We start from the raw sequence: 23,416 nt of genomic DNA, 5'->3' as shown, positions 1-23,416 counted from the left end.
CGATATTTTTAAAACTTTATCTCCAAACCCATAACCCAACCAATCAAGCCAAGTTACTGTTTTTCAACAAGTTTCTATCTGCATCACCGCCGATGGATGTGCATTCTACACCATCCCCATTCCTTTACAACCCCTTTTTTAAATTATTTGCCATGATCGTTTGTTTTTAAAACAAAATCGGCTTTTTTGAACAAACAGCAGGCGATTTTAATCATCTGCTGCTGTTTATGTGTGCATGAACACATACTGAATATGTGGATCGAAGCGATAAATATTGGATTTAAAGCGGACGATCAATGAATTGCTGCGTACTGTATTGCGCTGTCGCCAATTTATTTAGGGTTGGGCGTACATCATGGTTGCGTTTTAAATACTGTAAAAATGCATCGGCATATTCAAGCCCCACATCAATTCGATGTTCGCCTTTAATCGTAGCCAGTGTGTGGTAATAATCTGAACCATTGGCGAGAAAGTCTAAAGTAACTACACGATAGCGCTGCTCCATGTGTAATGGCGTATAGTGCCCTGACGGCGTTTGTAACTCTAGATTACCAATACGTTCGCCTTTGTTCTGATTCATATCGACTGTCCAGCGTAGGCCAGCACTATATGGATAGCTTCCTGTGTTGTTAAGGCGAATAACTGCATCTAGTGCATCTTCTAGTGCTGCCTTGATTTCACTTCCGCGCATATTGAGCTGCACTAAAGTGCTGTTATAGGGCAGAACCTGATAGACCTTTGCCACGCTTATTTCGCCTCGATCAAGATCGGTCCGTACTCCGCCACCATTTAATAAAGACAGGTCTGCAGCAAAATAGCTTTTACCTTGCTGTAAAAACGCTTCTGCAACCAGTTGTTGAATATCACCCCCATATTGGTTCACGTGCGCATCTTGGTTACAGATATCGCCAAGTCCTGAGCGGTTGATATCACGCTGTGTTCCCGGCACACGGCGCAGGCAAAAGATCTCATCGGCATAAGCCACCAAGCTTTGGCTAAATTGAGTTTTCCTTTCGCGATAGGGCTTTAAAATAGACAGCGCCATCGCATCGGGCTGTATCACACGAAAGGCTGGAGCACGCTGCATTAACGTCTCACCGAGTTGCGTTTGTTGCTGTGTCGTCAGTGGAACAAGACCACGCTGTTTAGGCTGAAAATCATTGCCGATCAGTATATGCGGCGTACCTTGGCAGGATTTAACCCGCCCCTGCGCATCAAAGTTGACATTCAGCTCCCCAACCACATAGCTATATTGCCACGCCTGTACGATACAAACCGGATCACCATCACCATTGCGAAGCTGCGTTGGATAGGAGGCTTCTGGTGTAATGCCATAGCGACTCAGTTCACTTGGCCCCAATAGGGTATGCGAATCTCCTCCTACGATCACATCGACGCCGCGTAACTGTGTCGCCAGCACTTTATCCATTTCAAAGCCAACATGGCTTTGTAAAACAATCTTATTAATACCCGTTTGCCGTAAATGGTCTATTTCCTGCTGTGCGCTGCTGAGCTCATCTAGAAATAACGTGTCGGCATTGGGCTGCGATGCATTCTTAGTTTTTTGTGCAATGGTGAGTCCAACAAGGCCAATTTTTTGCCCCTGTGTTTCAATTACAGTCGATTTCTGTACACGACTGCTTTGGTACAACACCGAAGAAGGACCAAACTGAACATTTGCAGACAAAACGGCTGTTGGCTTAGCACATTGACCCCGATCCAATGCATCGATAAATGTTTTCAGGCCTTCATCTTTACCATCAAACTCATGATTGCCAATGGTGAAAGCATCAAAACAAACGGTATTCATCAAGTCCGCATCGGCTTGACCCTTACTCAGGGTGTAATATAGATCCCCTGTGGTGGCATCACCTGCGTGCAGTTTCAGTTGTGGTTCAGTTTTTGTTTCGAGCTGTTTGATCAATGCCGCGACACGTGCAAACCCGCCACGACTCACGGTATAGGTTGTACTTTGTCCTTGATCGTTGTCGATGCTGAGTTCCATCTGTTCTTCATCTAAATGTGAATGATGGTCATTGATATGCAAAATTTTAAGTGTGCTAGGCTCTGTGGGTGTGGTTGATGTTGTCGCATCAGATGAATGCTGATCACGGCAGCCGACCACTCCTAAACACATGGTGAAGGCAAGCGAAATAGAAAGCGAAGATTTTGCAGTATAGGAAATCGACTGCACATATGAAGATAAGTTGGGCATAGTTTTAACTTTTATCGATAATCAATGTGTTATGAAGACATGATCCTGTAATGAATCAGGATTCTGTTTTTATTATGCAATTCTGACACCATTTTTTAACAATGTTTTTAATTTAACTTCACAATAATAATGATTATTTGAATTTAATAATTTACTTAAAGCTATATTGTTGAAAAGGCCCAGATCATTCTGATCTGAGCCACTATTTAATGGGTGATCTGGATATAGAGTTAGAATGGACAGCGTACGTCGACTACTTCTCGAATCATCTGCTGTTTACCTTTGTAACTTTCTTCTAAGAAAAACAGTTTCGCGCGCTGTGGTAAGCGTGCAAGTACCATACTAAATAATTGATAATTTTCTGCTATATCGAGCTTATCTAAATAATAATGCGCGAGATGATAGTCTTGCTGTTCGATTGAGTCTGGAGAGGTATTGAATAGGAATGTGATAAGCCAGTTGAGATGTTGTTGATCAAAGCCCATGCTGGTCGCTCCTCTTGGTTTTTAATTATCAAAGTCATGTCAAAGTTAAAATGAAGATGTATAGATTAAAATGTCGATGGCTCAATCGATGCGATATATTTATTTGTGGTATTTGGCCTCCTGTGAGCTAATCAATCTAAATCAAAAGCGTGTAATTTTAAAAAATATCGAATAAACGTCGTTGGGTGAATTGCTAGAATAGATTGGTACGCAGTTTCATCTTGTGGGTGTTGTTGACTTCTTTATTAACTTAATTTTGCCGATCTGTGTAGCTTTAATCACCATTCAACTACAACCGTTTTAAAATAATTACAATCGCTCAAACACGATCAGTTTTACAGGCTTAATTTTAATATGCGTTTGTGTCACTGTTTCCACTTTTATAGCATAAATTGATCTGTTTAGAAGTGCCTTGAAGGGTTATTTTTAGCTTTTAAATCCATAGTGTGGCACCGTAAAATCAACAAAAAAAAGCAGATCCTAAGATCTGCTTTTGTATATGCTTGAATTAATCGGTAAAGGTGACTTGAGCGATGGCCTTTTTACCGGCCTGAATCAGATAGGTTTTATTTTCTTTGACCGAGAAATTTGCATCAACCACCTGCCAATCGACTTTAACGGCTCCACGTGAAACAGCGTCTTTTGCCTGTGCAGCATTTTTGGTGAGCCCAGCTAAACGCACAATCGAAGCGATAAAGATTTCTCCACCGAATTCGCCACGTGAAATCGTGACTTCAGGCGTACCTTCAGGAATTTCACCTTCTGTGATGATATTGCCTGCACCTTTGTGGGCATTGGCAGCAGCATCTGCATCATGGAAGCGCTCCACCAGCTCGAGTGCCAAGATTTTTTTCAAATCTTGCGGGTTACGGCCATTGGCCATTTCATCGAGTAAACCCTGAATCTCTTCAAGTGATTTAAAGCTGAGTAGTTCAAAATAGCGCTCGATTAAGGTATCTGGCATAGAAAGGACTTTTTGATACATCGCACCCGGTGCATCAAATACCCCAATATAGTTACCCAGAGATTTAGACATTTTGTTGACGCCGTCCAAACCTTCTAGAATCGGCACCGTAATACACACTTGCGATTCTTGACCGTAGCGTCCTTGCAGAGTACGCCCCATCAGTAAGTTAAAAGTTTGATCTGTACCCCCCAACTCGACATCGGCTTCAAGCGCAATAGAGTCATAACCTTGTACCAAAGGATACAAAAATTCATGAATGGCAATCGGTTGATGATTGTTGTAACGCTTGGTGAAATCGTCACGTTCAAGCATGCGTGAAACAGTTTGCTGGCTGGCCAGTTGAATCAGATCTGCCGCAGTACGCTGGTTAAACCACTCCGAGTTAAAGCGAACCTTGGTTTTGTTTGGATCAAGAATTTTAAAGACCTGTTCTTGATAAGTTTTGGCATTGGCCTCGACCTGCTCACGAGTAAGTGGCGGACGCGTCGCACTTTTTCCGGTTGGATCGCCAATCATGGCAGTATAATCGCCAATCAGGAACGTGACCTCATGGCCCAGATCTTGAAATGCTTTTAATTTGTTGATTAGAACCGTGTGACCCAAATGCAAATCTGGTGCAGTTGGATCGAACCCTGCTTTGATTCGCAGTGGGCGATTTTCTTTGAGTTTCTTGAGCAGATCCTCTTCAGAAATAATTTCATGAGTGCCTCGTTGAATGAGGGCAAGCTGTTCTTCAGCAGGCAAGAAATTTGACATCACAAAACCTAAACACATCAGTTATTCAATTTGTGCGATATACTAACACTTTTTCAGCATATTGCAGGCGAAGTTGCTCATGACAGCGATCTATATTGGGGTAATGACCGGCACCAGCATGGACGGTGTTGATTTTGTTGCTGCTTCATTTGATCCCCTTTATCTACATGCGACCCTGACACTGCCTTTTGATCCAGAGTTACGTGATGAACTGATGGCACTTACACTGCCCGACGACAACGAAATAGATCGTATGGGTAAAGCCGATGTAGCACTAGCGACCATGATTGGACATGGTATCAATACGCTGATTGAAAAAAATCATTTAGATCGGAGTCAAATCAAGGCGATTGGCTCACACGGGCAAACCATTCGACATCGGCCTGAACATGGCTTTACCCTACAGATTGGTGATCCGAATATTATTACTGAGATCACCCAGATTCCCGTGATTTCAGATTTTCGCCGGCGTGATATGGCAGCCGGAGGCCAAGGGGCGCCTTTAGTTCCAGCTTTTCATCAGGCAGTGTTTCAGCATCCTACCATTCATCGGGTGATTTTAAATTTAGGTGGCATTGCCAACGTCAGCTTATTGCCAGCAGGAAATCCGAATGGGGTATATGGTTTTGATACTGGCCCAGCCAATATTTTGATGGATGCCTGGTGCGAGCGCTATACAGGACATCCATTTGACGAAAATGGCAATTGGGCCGCTTATGGTCAACCTATTCGCGGTCTGCTCGAACGTTTACAAGCCCATGCCTTTTTCTCAAAAGAGCCACCCAAAAGTACAGGCCGGGAAGATTTCAATCTGGACTGGCTTGACGATCAACTGGCCGATTGGCGTAATGACGAACTTGAATATCAGGAGCTTGAAGACACGCCAGAAAATGTTCAGGCCACCTTACTCAAGCTCACCACCCGAGCCATCAAAAAAGCCATTTATCGTTCAGATTTAGATACGGGTGAAGTCTATGTCTGTGGTGGTGGAGCATACAACTCGCATCTTTTAGAACAGTTGCGCTGGCGTTTGCGCAAACACCACTGGTCGGTACAAAGCACCAGTGTACTTGGACTCTCGCCAACGTGGGTCGAGGCCACTGCATTTGCATGGCTGGCCATGCGCTTTATGCATCAGCAAGCGGGGAACTTACCCTCAGTGACGGGTGCAGAGGGCTTTCGTGTACTGGGAAGCATCACCCAGCGTTAAACCCGATCGCATAAAAAAATCCCCGTATTGGGGATTTTTTTATGCTGAATCTGGATTGGTTTAAATTGAAAACGATGATCCGCAACCACATGTGGTGGTCGCATTCGGATTTTGTACAATAAAGCGTGACCCTTCTAGTCCTTCAATATAGTCGACCACCGAGCCAACCAAGTACTGATAACTCAGCGAGTCGACCAGCATTTTGACATCGCCATTTACAAATTCGGCATCGTCTTCATTTGGGCTGTCGGCAAAATTAAAGCCATACGAGAAGCCCGAACATCCTCCACCGGTAACGTAAACGCGCAACATGAGATCCTGATTGCCTTCGCTGTCGCGGAGTTGGCGCACTTTATTTGCAGCATTATCAGTGATAACAAGAGCTTGAGCATTCATGACAGGTGTTCCTCAGACTAGATTCAGACATCATCTTTAAAGCATGTGACAGTATAACATATTCAATATGGGGACTGTCTTTGAAGTTTAAACTATATTCTTGCTGTGATGCTATCCTGATCATGCGGGCTTAAGAGCTATAGTTTTCGTCTTTCAAACCACATTCAAAGTTGGCGCGATCTTCTTTACAACGAAATTGCCATAACAGCTTCATCATGCGTTTATCGTAAATGCCGCGTTTGGTAAGATTTATACGCGCCTCTCGCATCATTTTTTGATAACCCGGTTTGTCGGCAGCAGGCACATCCATCCAGTATTTTTGTGGAATATCGGCTTTCATCTTGCCCAAAATACCAAATGCACGCGGTAACTGCCCTTTTACCCATTCTCGAGATTTTTGGCCAAAGCCATCAGGAAACTTATCTTTACGAATAATAATGTTTCCGGTTACTTGCAAGATCGGGTAATTCACAATTGCGCCCGTGCTGCCAAGCCCCTTGTGTAGCTCAAGTGGTTTAAAGGCCGCCGCCGGGGCGCCAATAATATCCACTTGATGGTTATTGAATTTGGCACCAAAGTTGGTGACATCTGCACTCACGGCCTGCGCACCAATTTGCTGCACCATAATTTTTTGAGCTTCGTCATAATCGAGTACTGCAATTTTTTTGCCTGCAGCTTTGGCAACGGTATTGATACTACGGTCGTTGACCAGCAAGTACGCATCACCAACAGGAATCACCCCTGCGACTTCATATTGACCATTCACCATGTATTTGGCGAAGGTCGGGCTGGCGAGTCCCTGCATGATTTTAACTGCCAGCTTCAGATCTGTGATTGCCCCAATGGCATCAAGCGAGCCAGTAAACCCGTTAAATTGGCGCCCACGCATGCCGGTAATACTGACTGCATCACACTTGCCGGCCTTAAAATCATCTGCAATCACGGCTTCATTCTGCGCGACTCGAAGTTCAATATCGGCACCCCAGCTTTTAGCTGCCAGTTGGTAATCTTTCATTAGGTTGTATACATCGCCATTTTTTCCGACCAAGTCGAACACACAGACGGTTTGTTTGGCATTTGCTGCACTGGCACCAGTCATAACGAGGGCTGCACAGAAGGTTTTGGAGATCCAGTTCATCATCATGTCCTTTGATGGTGTTATTGATTGCTCAAGACGATTCGGTTTTATAGTCATGTCTTAAGTGGTTGTTGTTATCTGCTCGACACGGTGCAGGCAGGTATGGCACAAATTCAAATATGCGCACGGCACTGGGTCATGATTTAGCTTAGCGTTTCTGTTGTGTGAAACAATGGCTGAAATGACAGCAAAAAATACATAAAAAAAGCCCGGAAATTTCCGGACTTTCATTTTTAAATCAAGCTTATTCGCCAGGCATTGCACATTCGAAATTGGCTTTATCAACCGAACAACGTGCTTTTTTCAATACCGACATCATTTCGGCATCGTAAATACCACGTTTGGTGAGATCCATACGGCCATCACGTAAAAGTTTCTGATATTTCAGCTTGTCATCGGCGTTTAGATTCATTTTGTATTTGGCTGGAATTTCAGCCTCTAAACGATTGATCATGGCAAAGCTCTTCGGCAAGCGTTTAACAAACCAGTCACGTGATTTTTGTCCAAAGCCTTGCGGGAATTGATCTGGACGAATCACCAAATCGGCAGTCACCTGAAGAACCGGGAAATTCCACATCACCCCGTTTGCACCCAAACCTTTTTGTAGCTCTAATGGCTTATACGCATAGGCTGGGGCACCAATAATATCGACCTGACCATTGTTAAATTTAGCCGCGAAGTTTGAAATATCGGAAATTACCGCCTGTGCTCCTACACGCTGCACCATAATTTTTTGTGCATCGTCATAACCGAGTACCGCGAATTTTTTACCCGCTGCTTTTTCAATCGAGTTAATGTTTTTATCACGGACAAAAATGAAAGCCGAACCTAATGGTGAAATACCAGCCACTTCATATTTTTTACCACCCAGATTGGTGGTCATTTTGGCGGCATTACGACCATCGAGTACATAGCTGATTGCACGCTGGGCAATCTGGTTATTCGGAACACCGCCTAGTGAATCGATTGAACCAGCAAACTTATTGTACGGACGCGCACGCATGGCGGTCATGGCCACGGCATCACATTTGCCGGCTTTGAAATCGTTGTCTGCAACGGCTTCATCCTGACGCGGCACCAAATTGATATCGGCGCCCCAGCCTTTGGCAGCCAAAGCCCATTCTTCCATCATTTTGTATGATTCACCCGATTTACCCAGTAAATCGAAGACACAGACATCGACCTTTGCAGCTTGTGCTGTTGCAGATAGGCCACAAATTGACGCAGCGGTGAGCGCGAGTGCAATTTTCTTCATCTTATGATTCCTTTAATTGACTTTTTTTAGTTCAGGGTATCCTTTCACCCCAAATATTAATGTTGTTGTCTGAAAAAAAATAGAGCTTTTACTCCATTTTTTTGTGGCAAAATGAATAGTTTTACGAATTAATCGTGTTTTGTCGCACATTTTTTATTCATATTGTTTCATTGTCATATTATTCATTTTCTTTAATTATTTGTTTTTTAATGGATAAATAAATTATTTGATCATTTCGATTCTTTTTTCCTATGGACTGCCGAGTCACCTTTTGACTTTAAACGATCTCGCGTGTTGTTGTCGAGATGAAATTTTTGTCTTCATCTGCGGATGTCTTTAGAATAGCGCTACTGTTTTCTGCATAGCGTCACTTTCTCCATGATTCAACTTGATCAATTTTCAGTTCGCCGTGGCGGACGCGTCTTATTTCAAAAAGCTTCAATGCAATTGCATCCAGGCTGGAAAATTGGTCTCACGGGGGTCAACGGAGCTGGAAAATCCACCCTTTTTGCTGCGTTGTTAGGTGGCATAGAATCGGACAGCGGCAGTTTAACCCGCCCGAATGTCTGGACTGTGGCGCACATGGCACAGGAAATTCAAGCACTGAACATGAAAGCGATCGATTTCGTGTTGTCGGGTGATGAAGAATACTGGACCATTCAGCACCAACTCGAGCATCCAGATCAACTGAGTAACGACGAGCTGGCACACCTATACAGTCGTTTTGATGAAATTAACGGTTATGCAGCCGCGGCCAAGGCATCCCAGCTTATGGCCGGTTTAGGATTTTTCGACTATCAATCACAATACGATGTTGCAAGCTTTTCAGGCGGTTGGCGAATGCGCTTGAATCTGGCACGTACACTGATGAGTCGCTCAGATTTACTCCTGCTCGATGAACCAACCAACCACTTAGACTTAGACGCGATTTTGTGGCTGGAAGACTGGCTCAAGGCGTACGAAGGCACCTTGGTGTTGATTTCGCATGACCGTGATTTCCTCGATGCAATTACCGATCATATTCTGCATATCGAAAACCAACAGCTCACGCTATACACCGGTAATTACTCCACCTTTGAAACCACACGTGCAGAACGTCTCGCGCAACAACAACAGGCTTTTGAAAAGCAGCAAGAAACTCGCGCACATCTACAAAAATATATCGATCGTTTTAAAGCACAGGCCACCAAAGCTCGTCAGGCACAAAGCCGTATTAAGCAGTTAGAGCGAATGCAAGAACTGGCACCTGCCCATGTAGATACGCCGTTTACCTTTAGCTTTCGAGAGCCATCGAAAATGAGCTCACCACTGCTGGCACTTGAACACGCTGATATTGGTTATGGCGATAAATTGATTGTGACCAATGTCAATTTACAAATTACCCCGACCAGCCGGATTGGTCTACTGGGTATGAATGGTGCCGGAAAATCGACGCTGATCAAATCGCTGGTGGGTGATTTGGCGCTATTGCGGGGCACACGTTATGCCTCAGAGCTGCTCAATATCGGTTATTTTGCCCAGCATCAAATGGATGCCCTAGACGGTGCAGCCAGCCCAATGTTGCAATTGTCTCGTATTGCGGATAAAAAAATCAGTGAAGCCACACTGCGCGCATTTCTAGGCAGTTTTGGGTTTAGTGGTGAACGTATGGATACGCCGAGTGAGAGTTTTTCAGGCGGCGAGCGTGCGCGTCTGGCATTGGCATTGATTGTATGGCAGCGCCCTAATGTGTTGATTTTGGACGAACCTACCAACCATTTGGATCTGGATATGCGTCATGCCCTGACCATGGCATTACAGGACTTTGAAGGTGCCGTTGTGCTGGTGTCGCACGAGCGTCAATTGATTGCCAGTGTATGTGATGAATTGATTTTGGTTCATGCAGGCAATAGTCGTGATTTTGATGGGGATTTACATGATTATGCGGACTGGCTTCGTCAGGCCCGTAATGATCTGATGAAACAGGGTCAACAGCCGGCAGCGCCAGTTCAATCCAAAGTTGAGGCACAACCGGTTATTTCAAAACTGGACAAAGAAGCACAGCGTAAAGAAGCTGCAAAACGTCGTGAACAGACGCGTCCGATTCGAAAAAATATTGAGAAGCTTGAAAGCCAGATCGGTCGCTTGCAGCCACGTTTGGCTGAAATTGAAATCGCACTGGGCGATAGCTCAATTTACGATGCAGCACGTAAAGATGAGTTACTTAAGCTCATGAACGAGCAAACCGAGCTTAAACAACAGCTTGAACAGGCGGAAGAACAAATGCTCGGGCTCATGATGGAGCTGGAAGAACTGGAAAGTTCCTTTGATTAAGCCAAGCACACTGAAATAAAAAAAGGCGCCTTGAGGCGCCTTTTTTTATTGAGCATTAAGCATCGATATCGGCATTTAATGCATTTTCTTCGATAAACGCACGACGCGGTTCTACGTCATCACCCATCAAACAGCTAAACATACGATCTGCTTCAATGGCATCATCGATGGTCACTTGCAGCATATGACGGTTTTCTGGGTCCATAGTGGTTTCCCATAACTGCTCGGCATTCATCTCGCCCAATCCTTTGTAGCGTTGAATCATCATGCCACGACGCGAGTCTTGCAAAATTTGCTGCCACACCTGATGGAAATTACTCACAGGAATGCGTCGCTCACCTTTTTGCAAATAAGCACCCTCTTCGATCAACTTGAACCAGCTTTTCGAATTTTTTAGCAAACGTGCATATTCGGCTGAATTGAGCAGACCGGCATCGAGCAGGTAATGATGCGGTAAATTGTGGACATAGACCGTGATACGTGGCCAGCAATGAATCGATTTTTCGCCTGTTGGAGATTCACGTTCAAAGCTTTCCAGACTCACTTCAGGACGCAAGCTTGGCTGTAATTTTGCAATCACTTGACCGAGCTGCTCAGCCCATTGCTCGACATACGGACGATCATGGCTTTGATCGGCTTTAAATGGCTCTACTTCAAGCAAGCCATCGAGTAAGGTCGCAGGATAACGCTGGGTTAAACGTTGCAAGCTCTTTTGCGATACCTTGTAATCGTCAATCACGCTTGCCAAAGCTTGACCCGTAATGGCTGGTGCATCGGCGCTGATGTGTAAGGCCAAGTCATCGATGGCATTTGAAATCAAGAAGGTTTCGAGTGCATCGTTGTCTTTGAGATACTGCTCTTGCTTGCCTTTTTTGAGCTTATATAAAGGTGGCTGGGCAATATAGATATGACCACGCTCGACCAACTCCGGCATTTGACGGAAGAAGAATGTAAGCAGCAAGGTACGAATATGCGAGCCATCGACATCGGCATCGGTCATGATGATGACTTTGTGATAACGCAACTTATCTGGGTTATATTCTTCGCGGCCAATACCACAGCCCAAGGCCGTAATTAAAGTACCCACTTCCTGACTTGAAATCATCTTGTCGAAGCGCGCACGTTCCACGTTCAAAATTTTACCTTTGAGCGGCAAAATGGCCTGCATCTTGCGGTTACGACCCTGTTTAGCACTGCCACCTGCCGAGTCACCCTCGACCAGATACAGCTCAGACAATGCAGGATCTTTTTCTTGGCAGTCGGCTAATTTACCCGGCAAACCCGCAATATCCAACGCACTTTTACGACGCGTCATCTCACGTGCTTTACGCGCCGCATCACGCGCACGCGCCGCATCGATAATTTTTCCTGCAATTGATTTCGCCGCTTGCGGATTTTCCAGCAAATATGCCGAGAATTCCTTGTTCATGGCTTGCTCAACCGCAGGCTTCACTTCACTTGAAACCAATTTTTCTTTGGTTTGTGATGAAAACTTAGGATCCGGCACTTTAACCGAAATGATGGCAGTCAAACCTTCACGTGCATCGTCACCAGTCACACTGACTTTTTCTTTCTTGAGAATATTCTCGCTCTCAAGATAGCTGTTTAATCCACGTGTCAGTGCGGCACGGAAACCCGCCAAATGTGTTCCGCCATCTTTTTGCGGAATATTGTTGGTAAAGCAGCGAACATTTTCCTGATAGCTGTCGTTCCACTGAAGCGCAACTTCAACGCCAATACCGTTATCGGCATCAGCAGTAAAATGAAAGATGTCGTTGAGATGAGTTTTGCCTTCGTTGATGTATTTTACAAACTCTGACAAACCGCCTTCATAAGCATAAATATGTTCAAAGTTTACACGCTCATCACGCAAGACGATTTTTACACCGGCATTTAAGAATGACAACTCTCTTAAACGACGCGCTAAAATGTCGACACTAAAAATAGTTTGGCTGAACGTTTCCGCACTTGGCCAAAAACGCACTGTTGTTCCTGTGGTGGTGGTTTCACCGACCACTTTAAGCGGATATTTCGGATCGCCGTGCTGATATTCCTGCTCATGAATCTGACCGGCGCGATGAATCGTTAGCTGCAATTTGCTAGATAACGCATTCACCACCGACACGCCTACACCGTGTAAGCCACCAGACACTTTATAACTGTTGTCGTCAAACTTACCGCCGGCATGCAAAATGGTCAGGATGACTTCTGCGGCAGAAACCCCTTCTTCTGGGTGAATATCGGTTGGAATTCCACGGCCGTTATCCGAGACACTGACCGATTCATCTTCATGAATGGTGACAATAATTTCGTCACAATGTCCAGCCAACGCTTCATCAATCGCATTATCGACGACTTCAAACACCATGTGGTGCAAGCCAGTCCCATCGTCAGTATCACCAATATACATGCCCGGACGTTTACGAACAGCATCCAGCCCACGTAATACCTTGATACTAGAGGAATCATACGCCTTTTCAATTGTTTGTTCTGTTGGAGAGGCAGATTGCGATTCTGAACTCATGGTTTCTCCCTAGCAAAAATTAGGTCTATCCAAAGATGGGTAAAAAATCAACGTGAAACAGCATGAACTTGACCATGGTCAACATTGTATAATTGATAAGAAATAGACAGATCATCTAAATGTTGAGTCACAGCCTGATGATCTAAAGTGGTAATAAAAACTTGACTACCCAATTGGCTCAATCGTTCAATTAAACGTCGTTGCGCGTTACTATCTAATTCTGCTGTCAGATCATCTAATAATACCACAGTTTCCTTATTACTCGCATGTAACATTGCAATCTGTGACAGTTTTAGTGCCATCATGAGCAATTTCTTTTGCCCACGTGACAAGACATCATCCGCTGCACCGAGTGGCGTTTTTAAGCGTAAATCGGCACGGTGCGGACCGTATTCGGTGTAGCGTCGTTCAAGGTCTTTTTCATGATAATTGAGCAGATCCTGCCACAGCCCGACCTCAGTATGAAATCCAGGACTGTATTCCAGCTCGATCTCAAGCTCAGGAAGCAAATGCGCAAGATCTTGCTGAAAAAACCCTTTCCAGCGCTCGACTGTGACCAGACGCTGCGAATGCAGCATTTCGCCGTAATCACTGAGCATTTTGTTCCACGGTTCAAGTTCAGCCAGCGTGAGCTGCCGCTTGGTTTTGAGCAGCATATTACGCTGCTTGAGCGCGCGTGAATAATATTGCCAAGCAAAATAAAACTCGGGTTCCACGTGGAACATCAACCAATCGAGTAGTTGTCGACGCGGCTTGGCGCCGTAATCGATAATGTCGGTACTTTGTGGATCTAGATGTTGTAAAGGCAATAGTTTGGCCAATTGACCTTGAGTGGCGACGGTGTCGCCATTGACCTTGATCAATTGCTCACCCGATGCCAGCTTTTGCATACCAATTTTTTCAGATATCGATTGGGCAAAAACAATGGCATCCTGCGCATCGTGCTGAATATAATGCTTCGGCATATGCGTTCGAAAAGAACGCCCGGTCGCCAAGAGATGTATCGCCTCTAAAATCGAGGTTTTGCCAGAGCCGTTTGCGCCGTAAAAAATATTAAACGGTTGCAATCCACAGAGAGCAACCGTTTTTAAATTGCGCACACGTTCGATGTTTAAACGCGTAATTTGCATCAGCGGATCGGCAGGTTATACGCGCATTGGCATGACCACATAGGTCTGATCAGGATGCGCAGCGTCTTGTACCAAAACCGACTGATTGGCTTCAGTCATACTCATACTCACATCGTCGCCATCTAAAACATTCAGTACTTCGAGTAAATACTGCGCATTAAATGACATTTCGAGTGGCGTATTTTGATACTGAATTGCTAAATCTTCAATCGCTTCATCTTGCTCTGGGTTATTCGCACGCAGTTGTAAAACGTCTGGATTAAAATTCAGAAACACGCCACGCAACTTTTCATTACTCAAGATTGCCACACGCTGCAACGACTGCTTAAAGACATCGTGAGCGATTTGCACATGCTTGTCGCCACCACGTGGAATAACGCGGCGATAGTCTGGAAATTTGCCATCAATCAGCTTGGTGGTAAAGCGTACCGTAATCGGATGCTGCTCTTTGTCACGGTTGGCAATGTGAATGGTCACATTTAACAGTTCACGGCCAATCAACAGGCTCAGTTGATCATCTTCAATACTCAATAGACGCTGTAACTCACCCACTGCCTTTCGTGGCACAATCGCCTGAACCGCTTGAGTCGCAGTTGAGGACGCCTGAACTTCACATAAAGCCAAACGGTGACCGTCGGTGGTCACTGCACGTAATTGATTTTGATCAATTTCAAGCAAAGTGCCTGTTAAATAAAAACGTACATCTTGCACCGCCATGGCAAAAGATGTTTTTTCAAATAATCGCTTTAATTCACGCTGAGTCACCTGAACCTGTGTGCCCTGACTGCTTTCTGTGGTCAGCAGTGGATAATCTTCAGCAGGTAAAGTCCCCAGCACAAAGCGGCTATTGCCCGACTTTAAAATACAACGCTGATCTTCAGTAATTTGCAGATCAATCAGTGCCGCAGAAGGAAGAGATTTACAAATATCGACCAGTTTACGTGCTGGAACTGTAGTTTCACCGACTTCAAGGCAAGCCCCCTCTGCCAGTGTGGTGCTGGCCACCAATTCCACTTCCAGATCAGATCCAGTGATGGTCAAAGCCTGCGCATTAGCCTGAATTTTCACATTGGAAAGAATATTCAATGTATGGCGACGCTCCACGGCACCGACCACATGAGAGAGAACATTGAGTAAACTTTCTTTGGCTATTTTTAGTCGCACGTTTTAACCCTTAAACTCAAAAAAACTAAAAAGTATTCTAACCTAAATTGTCTGAAAAGATAGGATGAAAATTGCGATCCGATGTTGACGGTTAACACGATTACGAAATGGCCTGAATCACTTGATCAGGCCATGCAGCGATAAAAAGTGTATGAAGAACGTCTAGCTTTGCAACAAACGCAGCAAATTCTTGTAATCTTCATTAAAAATAGGATCGTCCTGCCTTAAGCTCTGCACTTTTTCGCAGGCATGCATGACCGTACTATGATCACGCCCACCAAAAGCCATGCCAATTTCAGGGAAACTGTCGCCGGTGAGTTCACGTGCCAAGCCCATTGCCAACTGACGTGGACGGGCATAAATACGGGTACGTTTAGGTCCAATTAATTCTTTTAAAGGTATACGGAAATATTCACTGACCACACGCTGAATATTTTCCACACTGATGGTTCGCGCACGAATCGCCAGCACGTCTTTGAGTGATTCTCGGACGACATCCAGATCGATCTGCGAGCCTTTAAAGCGTGCAATCGCGACCACTTTATTTAATGCACCTTCAAGCTCACGCACATTGGCCACCACTTGCTGTGCAATAAACAATGCACAGTTACGCGGTAAATCAACGCCGCTATTCTCTGCTTTTTTAAGTAAAATTTCGATACGTGTTTCAATATCGGGTGGCTCGACGCCCACCGATAATCCCCAAGAAAAACGTGAAACCAAACGCGGATCGAGTTCGGTTAATTCTTTTGGATAACGATCTGAGGTCAGAATAATCTGTTTTGACTCATCAAGCAGCGCATTAAAGGTATAGAAAAACTCAACCAAACTGGCTTCTTTACCGGCCAGCAAATGGATATCGTCGACTAAAAGTAAATCCAGTGAACGACAATTTTTCTTAAATTCTTCTACTTTGCCTTTTTGCAATGAACTGACAAAGTCCTGTACGAAACTCTCTGCGGTCATATACATCACGCGTGCATTTGGCTTGGCTTGTAAGAGTGCATTGCCCACCGCTTGCATCAAGTGAGTCTTACCCAATCCAGTCGGGCCATACAAAAATAACGGATTATGCTGAGAGGCACCTAACTGTGTGAGCACTTTACGACAAGTTTCGGCAGCCATCTGGTTGGAGCGACCTTCAACAAATAGCGAAAAGGTAAACAGTGGATTGAGTAAACGCTTTTTTGAATTTAAAACTTTCGCATTCGATGCAGGTGCGGTATCGGTGCTGTCTTTTTTGACTTTATTGATTACGGGTGCTGTGGATAACGCTGCCGTCGTGGTTGCGGGTTGTTCAGCTGGGGATAAAATTGCGCCCGGACGTGAGTCGACCAAAATCTCGACCTGTCGGATTCGGCCTTCAGACAACTGTTCGGCCAAAATAGAAATTAATTCAAGGTGATGTTCTTGTATATAACGCGTCCAGTAAGGATTTGGCGCGTATAGACGTAGACGATCCTCCGTCTCTTCGGCTACCAAAGGACGAATCCACATCGCAAAGACATTATCAGAGAGCTCTTGTCGCAAGCGAGTTAAGCAGTCCGTCCAAAGCATGTGAATCCCCTTAATTTAAATTCAAAAACCACAACATCCACCCACCCTTCTTGAAAAGGGGTGGCCATTCTAACCAAGTTATCCACATCTGTCATGAAGGATTATCTTGATTTTGTCTAAAAAGAAAACGCTTACGCTATAAATTTAAATTCAATTGACTTGTGGATAAGGTTTTCCACATCCTGTGGATAGTTTTTAGGGATAAGTTATCCACAATCTGTAAATGTGATTAAAACAAGCTTATCCACAACCTATCTTATTGGTTTTTAAATTTAAAATAGGCTATTCCACAGAAAAAGTTATCCCTAATAAGAATAAATTTAAATTTTAAAATTTGAATTTATTTAATAAGCGTTCATGTCTTGTGGATAATTTAGCGAGATATGAATTTAAATTCAAATCAAGAGGATGACGCTATCGATCAAGTTAAAGCTGTTGATAAGGTTGAGAATAAGTGCCAAATATACAAAAAAATGCCATAAATCTAAAGTATTAGTTTGTGTATAACTTTTGTGTGATCTTTCAAGTACTGGTTTTGCCAGATATGATCTGAGCTCTCGACAGACATTTAAATGTAAAGATTCCTGTTTTTCATTGACAGTGTAAAGATTGCACAATACAATCGCGAACCTTTACAGAAAGATCAATATGGGAGTTTCGACATGAAACGTACTTTCCAACCTTCGGAATTAAAACGTAAACGCGTTCATGGTTTCCGTGCTCGCATGGCTACAAAAGCTGGTCGTCAAGTATTGGCTCGCCGTCGTGCAAAAGGTCGTCACAGCTTAACTGTTTAATCACAGTTAGCTGATACGATCGGGTGATGACACTTTATAGCTTCAGCACAGAGGTAAGATTACGCTGTGCTGCAGATTACCAAGGTGTGTTTAATGGTGCGCTTTTTAAAGTGCATCAGCCCCACTTCTTGTTTCTTGCGAAACCGTCCGAGCACGCAAAAAGTCGCTTGGGGGTGATTGTCGCCAAGAAAAAAGTGCGCCGTGCGCACGAACGAAATAGAATAAAACGACTTGCTCGTGAAAGCTTTCGCTTGCATCAGCAACACGTCGGTTTACTTGATATTGTGGTCATGCCTAAGATAGGTATTGAAGCGGTATCTAATGCTGATTTGCATCAGCAGCTTGAGTTTGCTTGGCAAAAACTTCTTCGTCAGGCTAAAAAATATCAAAAAGTAGCTGTTTCTCCTTCTTTGCATTAGAGATGCGCCAATGGTTCGTATCCTTCATTGGTTGATTCGTTTTTATCAAATCGCAATTAGTCCGATGCTTGGTCCTCGTTGCCGGTATATTCCGACCTGTTCTCAGTATTCCCTCGAAGCAATTCATACGCATGGTGCAGTCAAAGGCACTGGACTGGCTATTCGCCGGATCTGCCGCTGTCATCCGTGGGGTGGATCGGGTTATGACCCCGTGCCGTCAAAAGCAATTCATTTTATTTCGTTTCAGCAAATAGATTCTCAAACGCATCACGTTGCTGTACCCTTTCGTGATCGTTTAATGAACCTAAATCACTCTAACCACTTGGGGTAATAGATATGCAACAATGGGCCAGGTTTGCAATTCTCGGGGCCATGTTTGTCACGGCATATTTGCTCATTTTGGCTTGGCAAAAAGATTATGGTCATGCAAATACACCCGTACAGCCACAAACGGCTGCTGCAGTGTCGCATGATGTGTCTGCTGATTTGCCAAATAGCCAAGCAGCTGCTACGTCTTCTGACGTACCGCAAGCAAATATTGCTGCCCAGCAAACACCGACAGCTGCTCCAGCATCTGTAAGTCAACAGCTTATTTCAATACAGACTGACCTTTATCACCTTTGGATCAATCCAAAAGGTGGTGATATTGTGCGTATTGAATTACTTAATCATGATCAAAGCAAAAACAGTGATCAACCGTTTGTAATGCTTGAAAGTGATGCCAAACGTACCTATGTCGCACAGTCGGGTTTGATTGGCTTAAATGGTCCTGACAGCAGCCGTGCAGGTCGTCCGGTGTATGATGTAGAAAAATCTGCATACACCTTAGCCGATGCTAAAGAAGTGAAAGACAAAGACGGCAAGCTGGTTAAAACGCTTACTGTTCCAATGGTCTACAAAACAGCAGATGGTGTGGAAATCATCAAGCGTTTTACTTTCAAGCAAGGCGATTATCCAGTTGTAGTGAGCTATCAGGTGGTCAACCGCAGTCAGCAAAACTGGCAGGGTCAAATGTTTGGTCAAATCAAACGAGACAACTCTGAAGATCCAGGCAAGTCTGATCAAGGTATCTTTACACTTGGCACTTTCTTAGGCGGTGCATGGGGTTCTCCTGACGAGCACTACAACAAGCTGAAGTTTGCCAACTTCTCAGACGAGAAGTTAAACGTAGAAGCCAAAGGTGGTTGGGTGGCGATGGTTCAGCACTATTTTGTAAGTGCATGGATTCCAGGTCATTTTGGTGAGCAGGCGTATACCGCCAAGCTTGAGTCGCGCAAATCTGCCGATAACATGAACATTATTGGTTTTACTTCTCCAACCATTAATGTGCCTGCGGGCAAAACCATGACCGTGGATGCGACGTTCTATTCGGGTCCAAAAATCCAATCTGAACTCAAAGATCTGGCTGTCGGACTCAATCAGACTGTCGATTATGGTTGGTTATGGCCAATCGCAAAACTACTGTTTATTGGTTTGCAATTCTTCCATAACATCGTCGGCAACTGGGGCTGGTCAATCATTTTATTGACCGTTTTAGTGAAACTCATCTTGTGGCCGCTGTCGTCGAAGAGCTATCGCTCGATGGCCAAAATGCGTGTGATTGCACCTGAAATGCAGCGTATGAAAGAAGAGTTTGGCGAAGACCGCATGCGTTTCTCCCAAGAAATGATGGCGCTTTACAAGCGTGAGCAAGTCAACCCGTTGTCTGGATGCTTACCGCTGTTGTTACAAATGCCAATCTTCTTGGCCTTGTACTGGGTGCTCATGGAAAGTGTCGAGCTTCGTCATGCACCATGGATACTCTGGATTCAAGATTTGTCTGCAATGGACCCATGGTTTATCTTGCCGCTTTTGATGGGCGCGACCATGTTCATTCAGCAAATGCTGAACCCGCAACCGGCAGATCCAATGCAGGCTAAAGTGTTCCGCATTATGCCGATCATTTTCACGGTATTCATGTTGTTCTTCCCTGCTGGCTTGGTGTTGTACTGGATTGTCAACAACAGTATTACCATCACACAGCAATGGTTTATCAACAAAAGCGTTGCTAAATCACGTGAAAATAAAGTTGAAACGACCTCGTAATTGAGCGAGACGCAACAGCTGAATAAATCCGCTTAAGATGTTACGCTTAAGCGGATTTTTTATTGAACCGCCTTCTTTTTGTTTTTAGGTTTTTGTATGCACTATCAAAGCACAATCGCCGCAATTGCCACTGCACCCGGGCGTGGCGGTGTGGGTATGATCCGCTTGTCAGGCCCTAAAGCCTACGCAATTGCCGAGCAGTTGACCGCTAAGGCCTTGCCCAAAGCTCGAATGGCTGGCTTTCGACAGTTTTACGATGCACAGGCACAGGTGATGGATGAGGGATTGCTACTGTGCTTTCCAAATCCTCACTCTTTTACTGGCGAAGATGTCGTGGAGATTCAGGGACACGGCGGGCCGGTGATTTTAAATGCCATCTTGGGTCGGCTACTCGAACTTGGAGCACAAGCTGCCAAAGCGGGTGAGTTTTCCATGCGCGCCTTTGAAAATGGCAAACTGGATCTGGTGCAGGCCGAGTCAATTGCCGATTTGATTGATGCCACTTCACAGGCCGCTGCACGTTCAGCAGTACGCTCATTACAAGGCGCATTTTCAGTTAAGATCAATGCAGTACTGGAAAAGTTGATCCATTTACGCCTGCATGTAGAAGCTGCGATTGATTTTCCTGAAGAGGAAATTGATTTTCTGGCCGATGGTAAGATTTTGGGATTACTCGAAGATGTCTGTGATTCGGTGTCTCAGGTTCAGCGTTCTGCACGTCAGGGACAATTACTACGTGAAGGTTTACAAGTGGTGATTGCAGGTAAACCCAATGCCGGTAAATCGAGTCTGCTCAATGCTCTGGCCGGAAATGAACGTGCCATTGTGACGGATATTGCGGGTACTACACGTGATGTGCTGCATGAAAAAATCAGTCTGAATGGACTGCCCATCACCCTCACCGATACGGCGGGACTGCGTGAGACAGGTGATGTGGTCGAGAAAGAAGGGATTCGCCGCGCTATCAAGGAAATCGAGCAAGCCGATCTGCTGTTATTGGTGTATGACTTGAGTCAAGGTGAGCATCCACTGGATTTGGCGCGGGAATATTTTGCTGAGCATTTAGATCCGCGTCGGCTGGTGCTCATTGGTAACAAATGTGATTTGATCGATACCCCTTCGCATGCCGAGCAGTTTGAAGGCTTTCGACATGTATGGGTTTCGGCCAAACAAGAAACCGGTGTTCAGGCGCTCATAGAAGCGATTACAGCGCATGCGGGCTTTCAACCTGAAGAAGATACCTTTATTGCCCGTACTCGTCATATCGATGCAATGAAGCGCACTCAGCTACATTTGCATGAGGCACGTGAGCAACTGGTGGTGTATCACGCAGGTGAGTTGGTGGCCGAATCGTTGCGTCTGGCTCAAAACGCTTTATCGGAAATTACTGGTGAATTTAGTGCCGATGACTTGTTAGGCAAAATTTTTGGCTCATTTTGTATTGGCAAATAATAGTCATTCTCATGTATAATTCAAAGCATTTCCCTTTTTTTAGGGAAATGCTTTTTTATTTTTTTATCATTGATTTTCAATCATTTTTTAATTCTTCTTTTTAATATTTTCGCTTAACTTGAGCAAATTGCACCCAAAATACTGAAAAATTCGGTAAATCAGTTAATTTTTCATGTAATTGACACGATTCACAATACACACTATTGTTTGTGACCCAGGGGTTTAATGATTATTAATTTGACAATTTACGCACTTCATTTGGGTTAATGTGTCAAATAGATAATAAAATTTAGATGAAAAATCACTTAATAATAATGTGTAGTTAGCGGGAAAGCATACGATTAGGGCAGCCGCCTGTAGGGGAATCGTGCGACCTGTTTTTTCATCATATTCAAGCTCCTCACCTATGATGCATTGATGCATGTTGCTGTGTAAAAAATAAGCATTTAAATTAAAGTGTTATAAGGTCAGACACAATGGATGAGCTTCCTGTTCCGCATAATCAGCCAGAACCTGATTATGCTCGTCGGAAAAAAATCGCTTGGGGGATTTTCACCCTTTTATTTTTAGGCATTCTGCTGGGGGTGTTGTATTACTGGTTTGTGTATCGTTTCTATGAGTCGACCGAAAATGCCTATGTTAAATCAGATTTAACTTGGATTATGCCCAAGGTTTCTGGTGAAGTGCTGGCACTTTATGTCCATGAAAATCAAACGATTGAAAAGGGTAAGCCACTGGCTGCACTGGATAATCGCGATTTACAAGCCCGTGCAGATCAAGCCAAAGCGATGGTGAATCTGAAACAAGCTGGTCTTTCGGTACAAACTGAAAATGAGAAATCCGCACAGGCCAGCATTCAAGAAGCCCAAAGTGCACGTGATGCGGCAGCGGCAGATGTAAGCCGCTTGAGCGCAGATTTTCGTCGTTATCAGCAATTACTGAAAGAGGGCGTGATTACACGTCAGCGTTTTGAAGCCACTCAGGCTGAATATTTGACTGCACAGGCACAGTTAAATAAGGCACAGGCAGCGATTCAAGCTGCACAGGCTCAGTTTTCCAGTGTTCAGGCGGGACGCACACAATTGTATGCCGATCTAGACAACGCCAAAGCCACCGTCAAACTTTACGATATCGATTTAAATGCTTCTGAAATTGTCGCGCCAGTATCTGGAAAAGTCGGCAGTCTCGCTGTTCAGATTGGTTCCAGAGTTAATCCACAAACTCGCCTGATGGCGATTATTCCCAAAAATAGTCTGTATGTAGAGGCCAATTTTAAAGAAACCCAGATTGAAAAAATGCGCGCAGGACAACGCGTGAGCTTGGTACTCGATGCCTATCCGAGTCTGACCTTTAACGGTCAGGTACAAAGTTTCTCTCCTGCTTCTGGTGCAACCTTTTCCATGATGCCGCCAGATAATGCCACGGGTAACTTTAACAAGGTGGTGCAACGCATTCCAGTGCGTATTTCGATTCTTCCACATCCGCAGATTGATCTGATCAAACCGGGGATGTCGGTGGTGGCCAAAGTGGACTTGAGAAGTTAACGAGGCTCA

18 protein-coding genes are annotated in these 23,416 nt (G+C 44.6%); 8 read left to right on the top strand and 10 right to left on the bottom strand.

Annotated features, from left to right (window positions below; translation table 11 throughout):
* Positions 1 to 280 precede the first annotated feature (280 nt).
* The 3 genes from L2096_RS15100 to tyrS form a co-directional block, all read right to left on the bottom strand.
* Entirely contained in the window at positions 281 to 2,215 is a 1,935-nt protein-coding gene (locus L2096_RS15100) for a bifunctional metallophosphatase/5'-nucleotidase (protein WP_250365758.1), read from the bottom strand.
* 230 nt (positions 2,216 to 2,445) lie between these two features.
* The gene (locus L2096_RS15095) at positions 2,446 to 2,700 is read right to left on the bottom strand and encodes a hypothetical protein (protein ID WP_004933535.1); all 255 of its coding nucleotides are present in this window, start codon (positions 2,698 to 2,700) and stop codon (positions 2,446 to 2,448) included.
* A gap of 508 nt (positions 2,701 to 3,208) precedes the next feature.
* A complete protein-coding gene (gene tyrS / locus L2096_RS15090) occupies positions 3,209 to 4,441 on the bottom strand; it encodes a tyrosine--tRNA ligase (protein WP_171429207.1) in 1,233 nt (410 codons plus the stop codon).
* 61 nt (positions 4,442 to 4,502) lie between these two features.
* On the opposite strand from tyrS, the gene L2096_RS15085 reads away from it, so the two are divergent.
* The gene (locus L2096_RS15085) at positions 4,503 to 5,633 is read left to right on the top strand and encodes an anhydro-N-acetylmuramic acid kinase (RefSeq protein ID WP_004933530.1); all 1,131 of its coding nucleotides are present in this window, start codon (positions 4,503 to 4,505) and stop codon (positions 5,631 to 5,633) included.
* A 60-nt stretch (positions 5,634 to 5,693) separates the two neighbouring features.
* On the opposite strand, the gene erpA is transcribed toward L2096_RS15085, so the two are convergent.
* The 3 genes from erpA to L2096_RS15070 form a co-directional block, all read right to left on the bottom strand.
* Positions 5,694 to 6,029 carry an iron-sulfur cluster insertion protein ErpA gene (erpA, locus tag L2096_RS15080; RefSeq protein WP_004933526.1) on the bottom strand — a complete coding sequence of 112 codons (336 nt, stop codon included), beginning with the start codon at positions 6,027 to 6,029 and terminating at the stop codon, positions 5,694 to 5,696.
* 130 nt (positions 6,030 to 6,159) lie between these two features.
* Complete coding sequence (locus L2096_RS15075; protein ID WP_151676313.1) at positions 6,160 to 7,167, bottom strand: putative solute-binding protein; 1,008 nt, start codon at positions 7,165 to 7,167, stop codon at positions 6,160 to 6,162.
* Positions 7,168 to 7,411: 244 nt separating this feature from the next.
* A complete protein-coding gene (locus tag L2096_RS15070; protein WP_004933520.1) occupies positions 7,412 to 8,422 on the bottom strand; it encodes a putative solute-binding protein in 1,011 nt (336 codons plus the stop codon).
* A gap of 378 nt (positions 8,423 to 8,800) precedes the next feature.
* Here L2096_RS15070 and L2096_RS15065 point away from each other — a divergent pair, with 378 nt between their 5' ends.
* Entirely contained in the window at positions 8,801 to 10,735 is a 1,935-nt protein-coding gene (locus L2096_RS15065) for an ATP-binding cassette domain-containing protein (protein ID WP_004933517.1), read from the top strand.
* 55 nt (positions 10,736 to 10,790) lie between these two features.
* Here L2096_RS15065 and gyrB read toward each other — a convergent pair whose 3' ends face one another.
* From gyrB to dnaA, 4 genes are all read right to left on the bottom strand, one after another.
* On the bottom strand, positions 10,791 to 13,259 hold the full coding sequence (gyrB, locus tag L2096_RS15060; RefSeq protein ID WP_004933512.1) for a DNA topoisomerase (ATP-hydrolyzing) subunit B: 2,469 nt from the start codon (positions 13,257 to 13,259) through the stop codon (positions 10,791 to 10,793).
* Between the two features lie 47 nt (positions 13,260 to 13,306).
* Entirely contained in the window at positions 13,307 to 14,389 is a 1,083-nt protein-coding gene (gene recF / locus L2096_RS15055; RefSeq protein WP_004944545.1) for a DNA replication/repair protein RecF, read from the bottom strand.
* A 15-nt stretch (positions 14,390 to 14,404) separates the two neighbouring features.
* A complete protein-coding gene (gene dnaN, locus L2096_RS15050) occupies positions 14,405 to 15,553 on the bottom strand; it encodes a DNA polymerase III subunit beta (RefSeq protein ID WP_004933506.1) in 1,149 nt (382 codons plus the stop codon).
* Between the two features lie 162 nt (positions 15,554 to 15,715).
* Positions 15,716 to 17,110 carry a chromosomal replication initiator protein DnaA gene (gene dnaA, locus L2096_RS15045; RefSeq protein ID WP_048763243.1) on the bottom strand — a complete coding sequence of 465 codons (1,395 nt, stop codon included), beginning with the start codon at positions 17,108 to 17,110 and terminating at the stop codon, positions 15,716 to 15,718.
* A 662-nt stretch (positions 17,111 to 17,772) separates the two neighbouring features.
* On the opposite strand from dnaA, the gene rpmH reads away from it, so the two are divergent.
* The 6 genes from rpmH (at position 17,773) to L2096_RS15015 (ending at position 23,407) form a co-directional block, all read left to right on the top strand.
* Positions 17,773 to 17,907 carry a 50S ribosomal protein L34 gene (gene rpmH / locus L2096_RS15040; RefSeq protein ID WP_000831329.1) on the top strand — a complete coding sequence of 45 codons (135 nt, stop codon included), beginning with the start codon at positions 17,773 to 17,775 and terminating at the stop codon, positions 17,905 to 17,907.
* Positions 17,908 to 17,930: 23 nt separating this feature from the next.
* Positions 17,931 to 18,326, top strand: coding sequence for a ribonuclease P protein component (rnpA, locus tag L2096_RS15035; RefSeq protein WP_171063717.1), 396 nt, complete (start codon positions 17,931 to 17,933; stop codon positions 18,324 to 18,326).
* A 10-nt stretch (positions 18,327 to 18,336) separates the two neighbouring features.
* The gene (gene yidD / locus L2096_RS15030; protein WP_004933497.1) at positions 18,337 to 18,657 is read left to right on the top strand and encodes a membrane protein insertion efficiency factor YidD; all 321 of its coding nucleotides are present in this window, start codon (positions 18,337 to 18,339) and stop codon (positions 18,655 to 18,657) included.
* A 5-nt stretch (positions 18,658 to 18,662) separates the two neighbouring features.
* Complete coding sequence (gene yidC, locus L2096_RS15025) at positions 18,663 to 20,411, top strand: membrane protein insertase YidC (RefSeq protein ID WP_151840477.1); 1,749 nt, start codon at positions 18,663 to 18,665, stop codon at positions 20,409 to 20,411.
* A gap of 96 nt (positions 20,412 to 20,507) precedes the next feature.
* Positions 20,508 to 21,863 (top strand): tRNA uridine-5-carboxymethylaminomethyl(34) synthesis GTPase MnmE, encoded by a 1,356-nt coding sequence (gene mnmE, locus L2096_RS15020; RefSeq protein WP_004944540.1) that lies wholly within the window; start codon positions 20,508 to 20,510, stop codon positions 21,861 to 21,863.
* A 476-nt stretch (positions 21,864 to 22,339) separates the two neighbouring features.
* Positions 22,340 to 23,407 (top strand): HlyD family secretion protein, encoded by a 1,068-nt coding sequence (locus L2096_RS15015; protein WP_250365757.1) that lies wholly within the window; start codon positions 22,340 to 22,342, stop codon positions 23,405 to 23,407.
* The last annotated feature ends 9 nt before the right edge of the window (positions 23,408 to 23,416 follow it).

The sequence above is a fragment of the Acinetobacter sp. ACZLY 512 genome (genome assembly GCF_023614015.1).
In the GTDB taxonomy this organism is placed as follows: domain Bacteria; phylum Pseudomonadota; class Gammaproteobacteria; order Pseudomonadales; family Moraxellaceae; genus Acinetobacter; species Acinetobacter soli.
Note: the sequence above shows the minus strand (reverse complement) of the source record. Positions and strands in the feature narration are given on the sequence as shown.

Excerpts from the sequence above, each read along its gene's own strand:
- mnmE (WP_004944540.1), top strand. The coding sequence starts at position 20,508 with ATGCACTATCAAAGCACAATCGCCGCAATTGCCACTGCACCCGGGCGT.
- dnaA (WP_048763243.1), bottom strand. The coding sequence starts at position 17,110 with ATGCTTTGGACGGACTGCTTAACTCGCTTGCGACAAGAGCTCTCTGAT.
- L2096_RS15095 (WP_004933535.1), bottom strand. The coding sequence starts at position 2,700 with ATGGGCTTTGATCAACAACATCTCAACTGGCTTATCACATTCCTATTC.
- L2096_RS15075 (WP_151676313.1), bottom strand. The coding sequence starts at position 7,167 with ATGAACTGGATCTCCAAAACCTTCTGTGCAGCCCTCGTTATGACTGGT.
- L2096_RS15070 (WP_004933520.1), bottom strand. The coding sequence starts at position 8,422 with ATGAAGAAAATTGCACTCGCGCTCACCGCTGCGTCAATTTGTGGCCTA.
- L2096_RS15100 (WP_250365758.1), bottom strand. The coding sequence starts at position 2,215 with ATGCCCAACTTATCTTCATATGTGCAGTCGATTTCCTATACTGCAAAA.
- yidC (WP_151840477.1), top strand. The coding sequence starts at position 18,663 with ATGCAACAATGGGCCAGGTTTGCAATTCTCGGGGCCATGTTTGTCACG.
- yidD (WP_004933497.1), top strand. The coding sequence starts at position 18,337 with ATGGTTCGTATCCTTCATTGGTTGATTCGTTTTTATCAAATCGCAATT.
- L2096_RS15015 (WP_250365757.1), top strand. The coding sequence starts at position 22,340 with ATGGATGAGCTTCCTGTTCCGCATAATCAGCCAGAACCTGATTATGCT.
- recF (WP_004944545.1), bottom strand. The coding sequence starts at position 14,389 with ATGCAAATTACGCGTTTAAACATCGAACGTGTGCGCAATTTAAAAACG.
- erpA (WP_004933526.1), bottom strand. The coding sequence starts at position 6,029 with ATGAATGCTCAAGCTCTTGTTATCACTGATAATGCTGCAAATAAAGTG.
- tyrS (WP_171429207.1), bottom strand. The coding sequence starts at position 4,441 with ATGTGTTTAGGTTTTGTGATGTCAAATTTCTTGCCTGCTGAAGAACAG.
- L2096_RS15085 (WP_004933530.1), top strand. The coding sequence starts at position 4,503 with ATGACAGCGATCTATATTGGGGTAATGACCGGCACCAGCATGGACGGT.
- rpmH (WP_000831329.1), top strand. The coding sequence starts at position 17,773 with ATGAAACGTACTTTCCAACCTTCGGAATTAAAACGTAAACGCGTTCAT.
- gyrB (WP_004933512.1), bottom strand. The coding sequence starts at position 13,259 with ATGAGTTCAGAATCGCAATCTGCCTCTCCAACAGAACAAACAATTGAA.
- L2096_RS15065 (WP_004933517.1), top strand. The coding sequence starts at position 8,801 with ATGATTCAACTTGATCAATTTTCAGTTCGCCGTGGCGGACGCGTCTTA.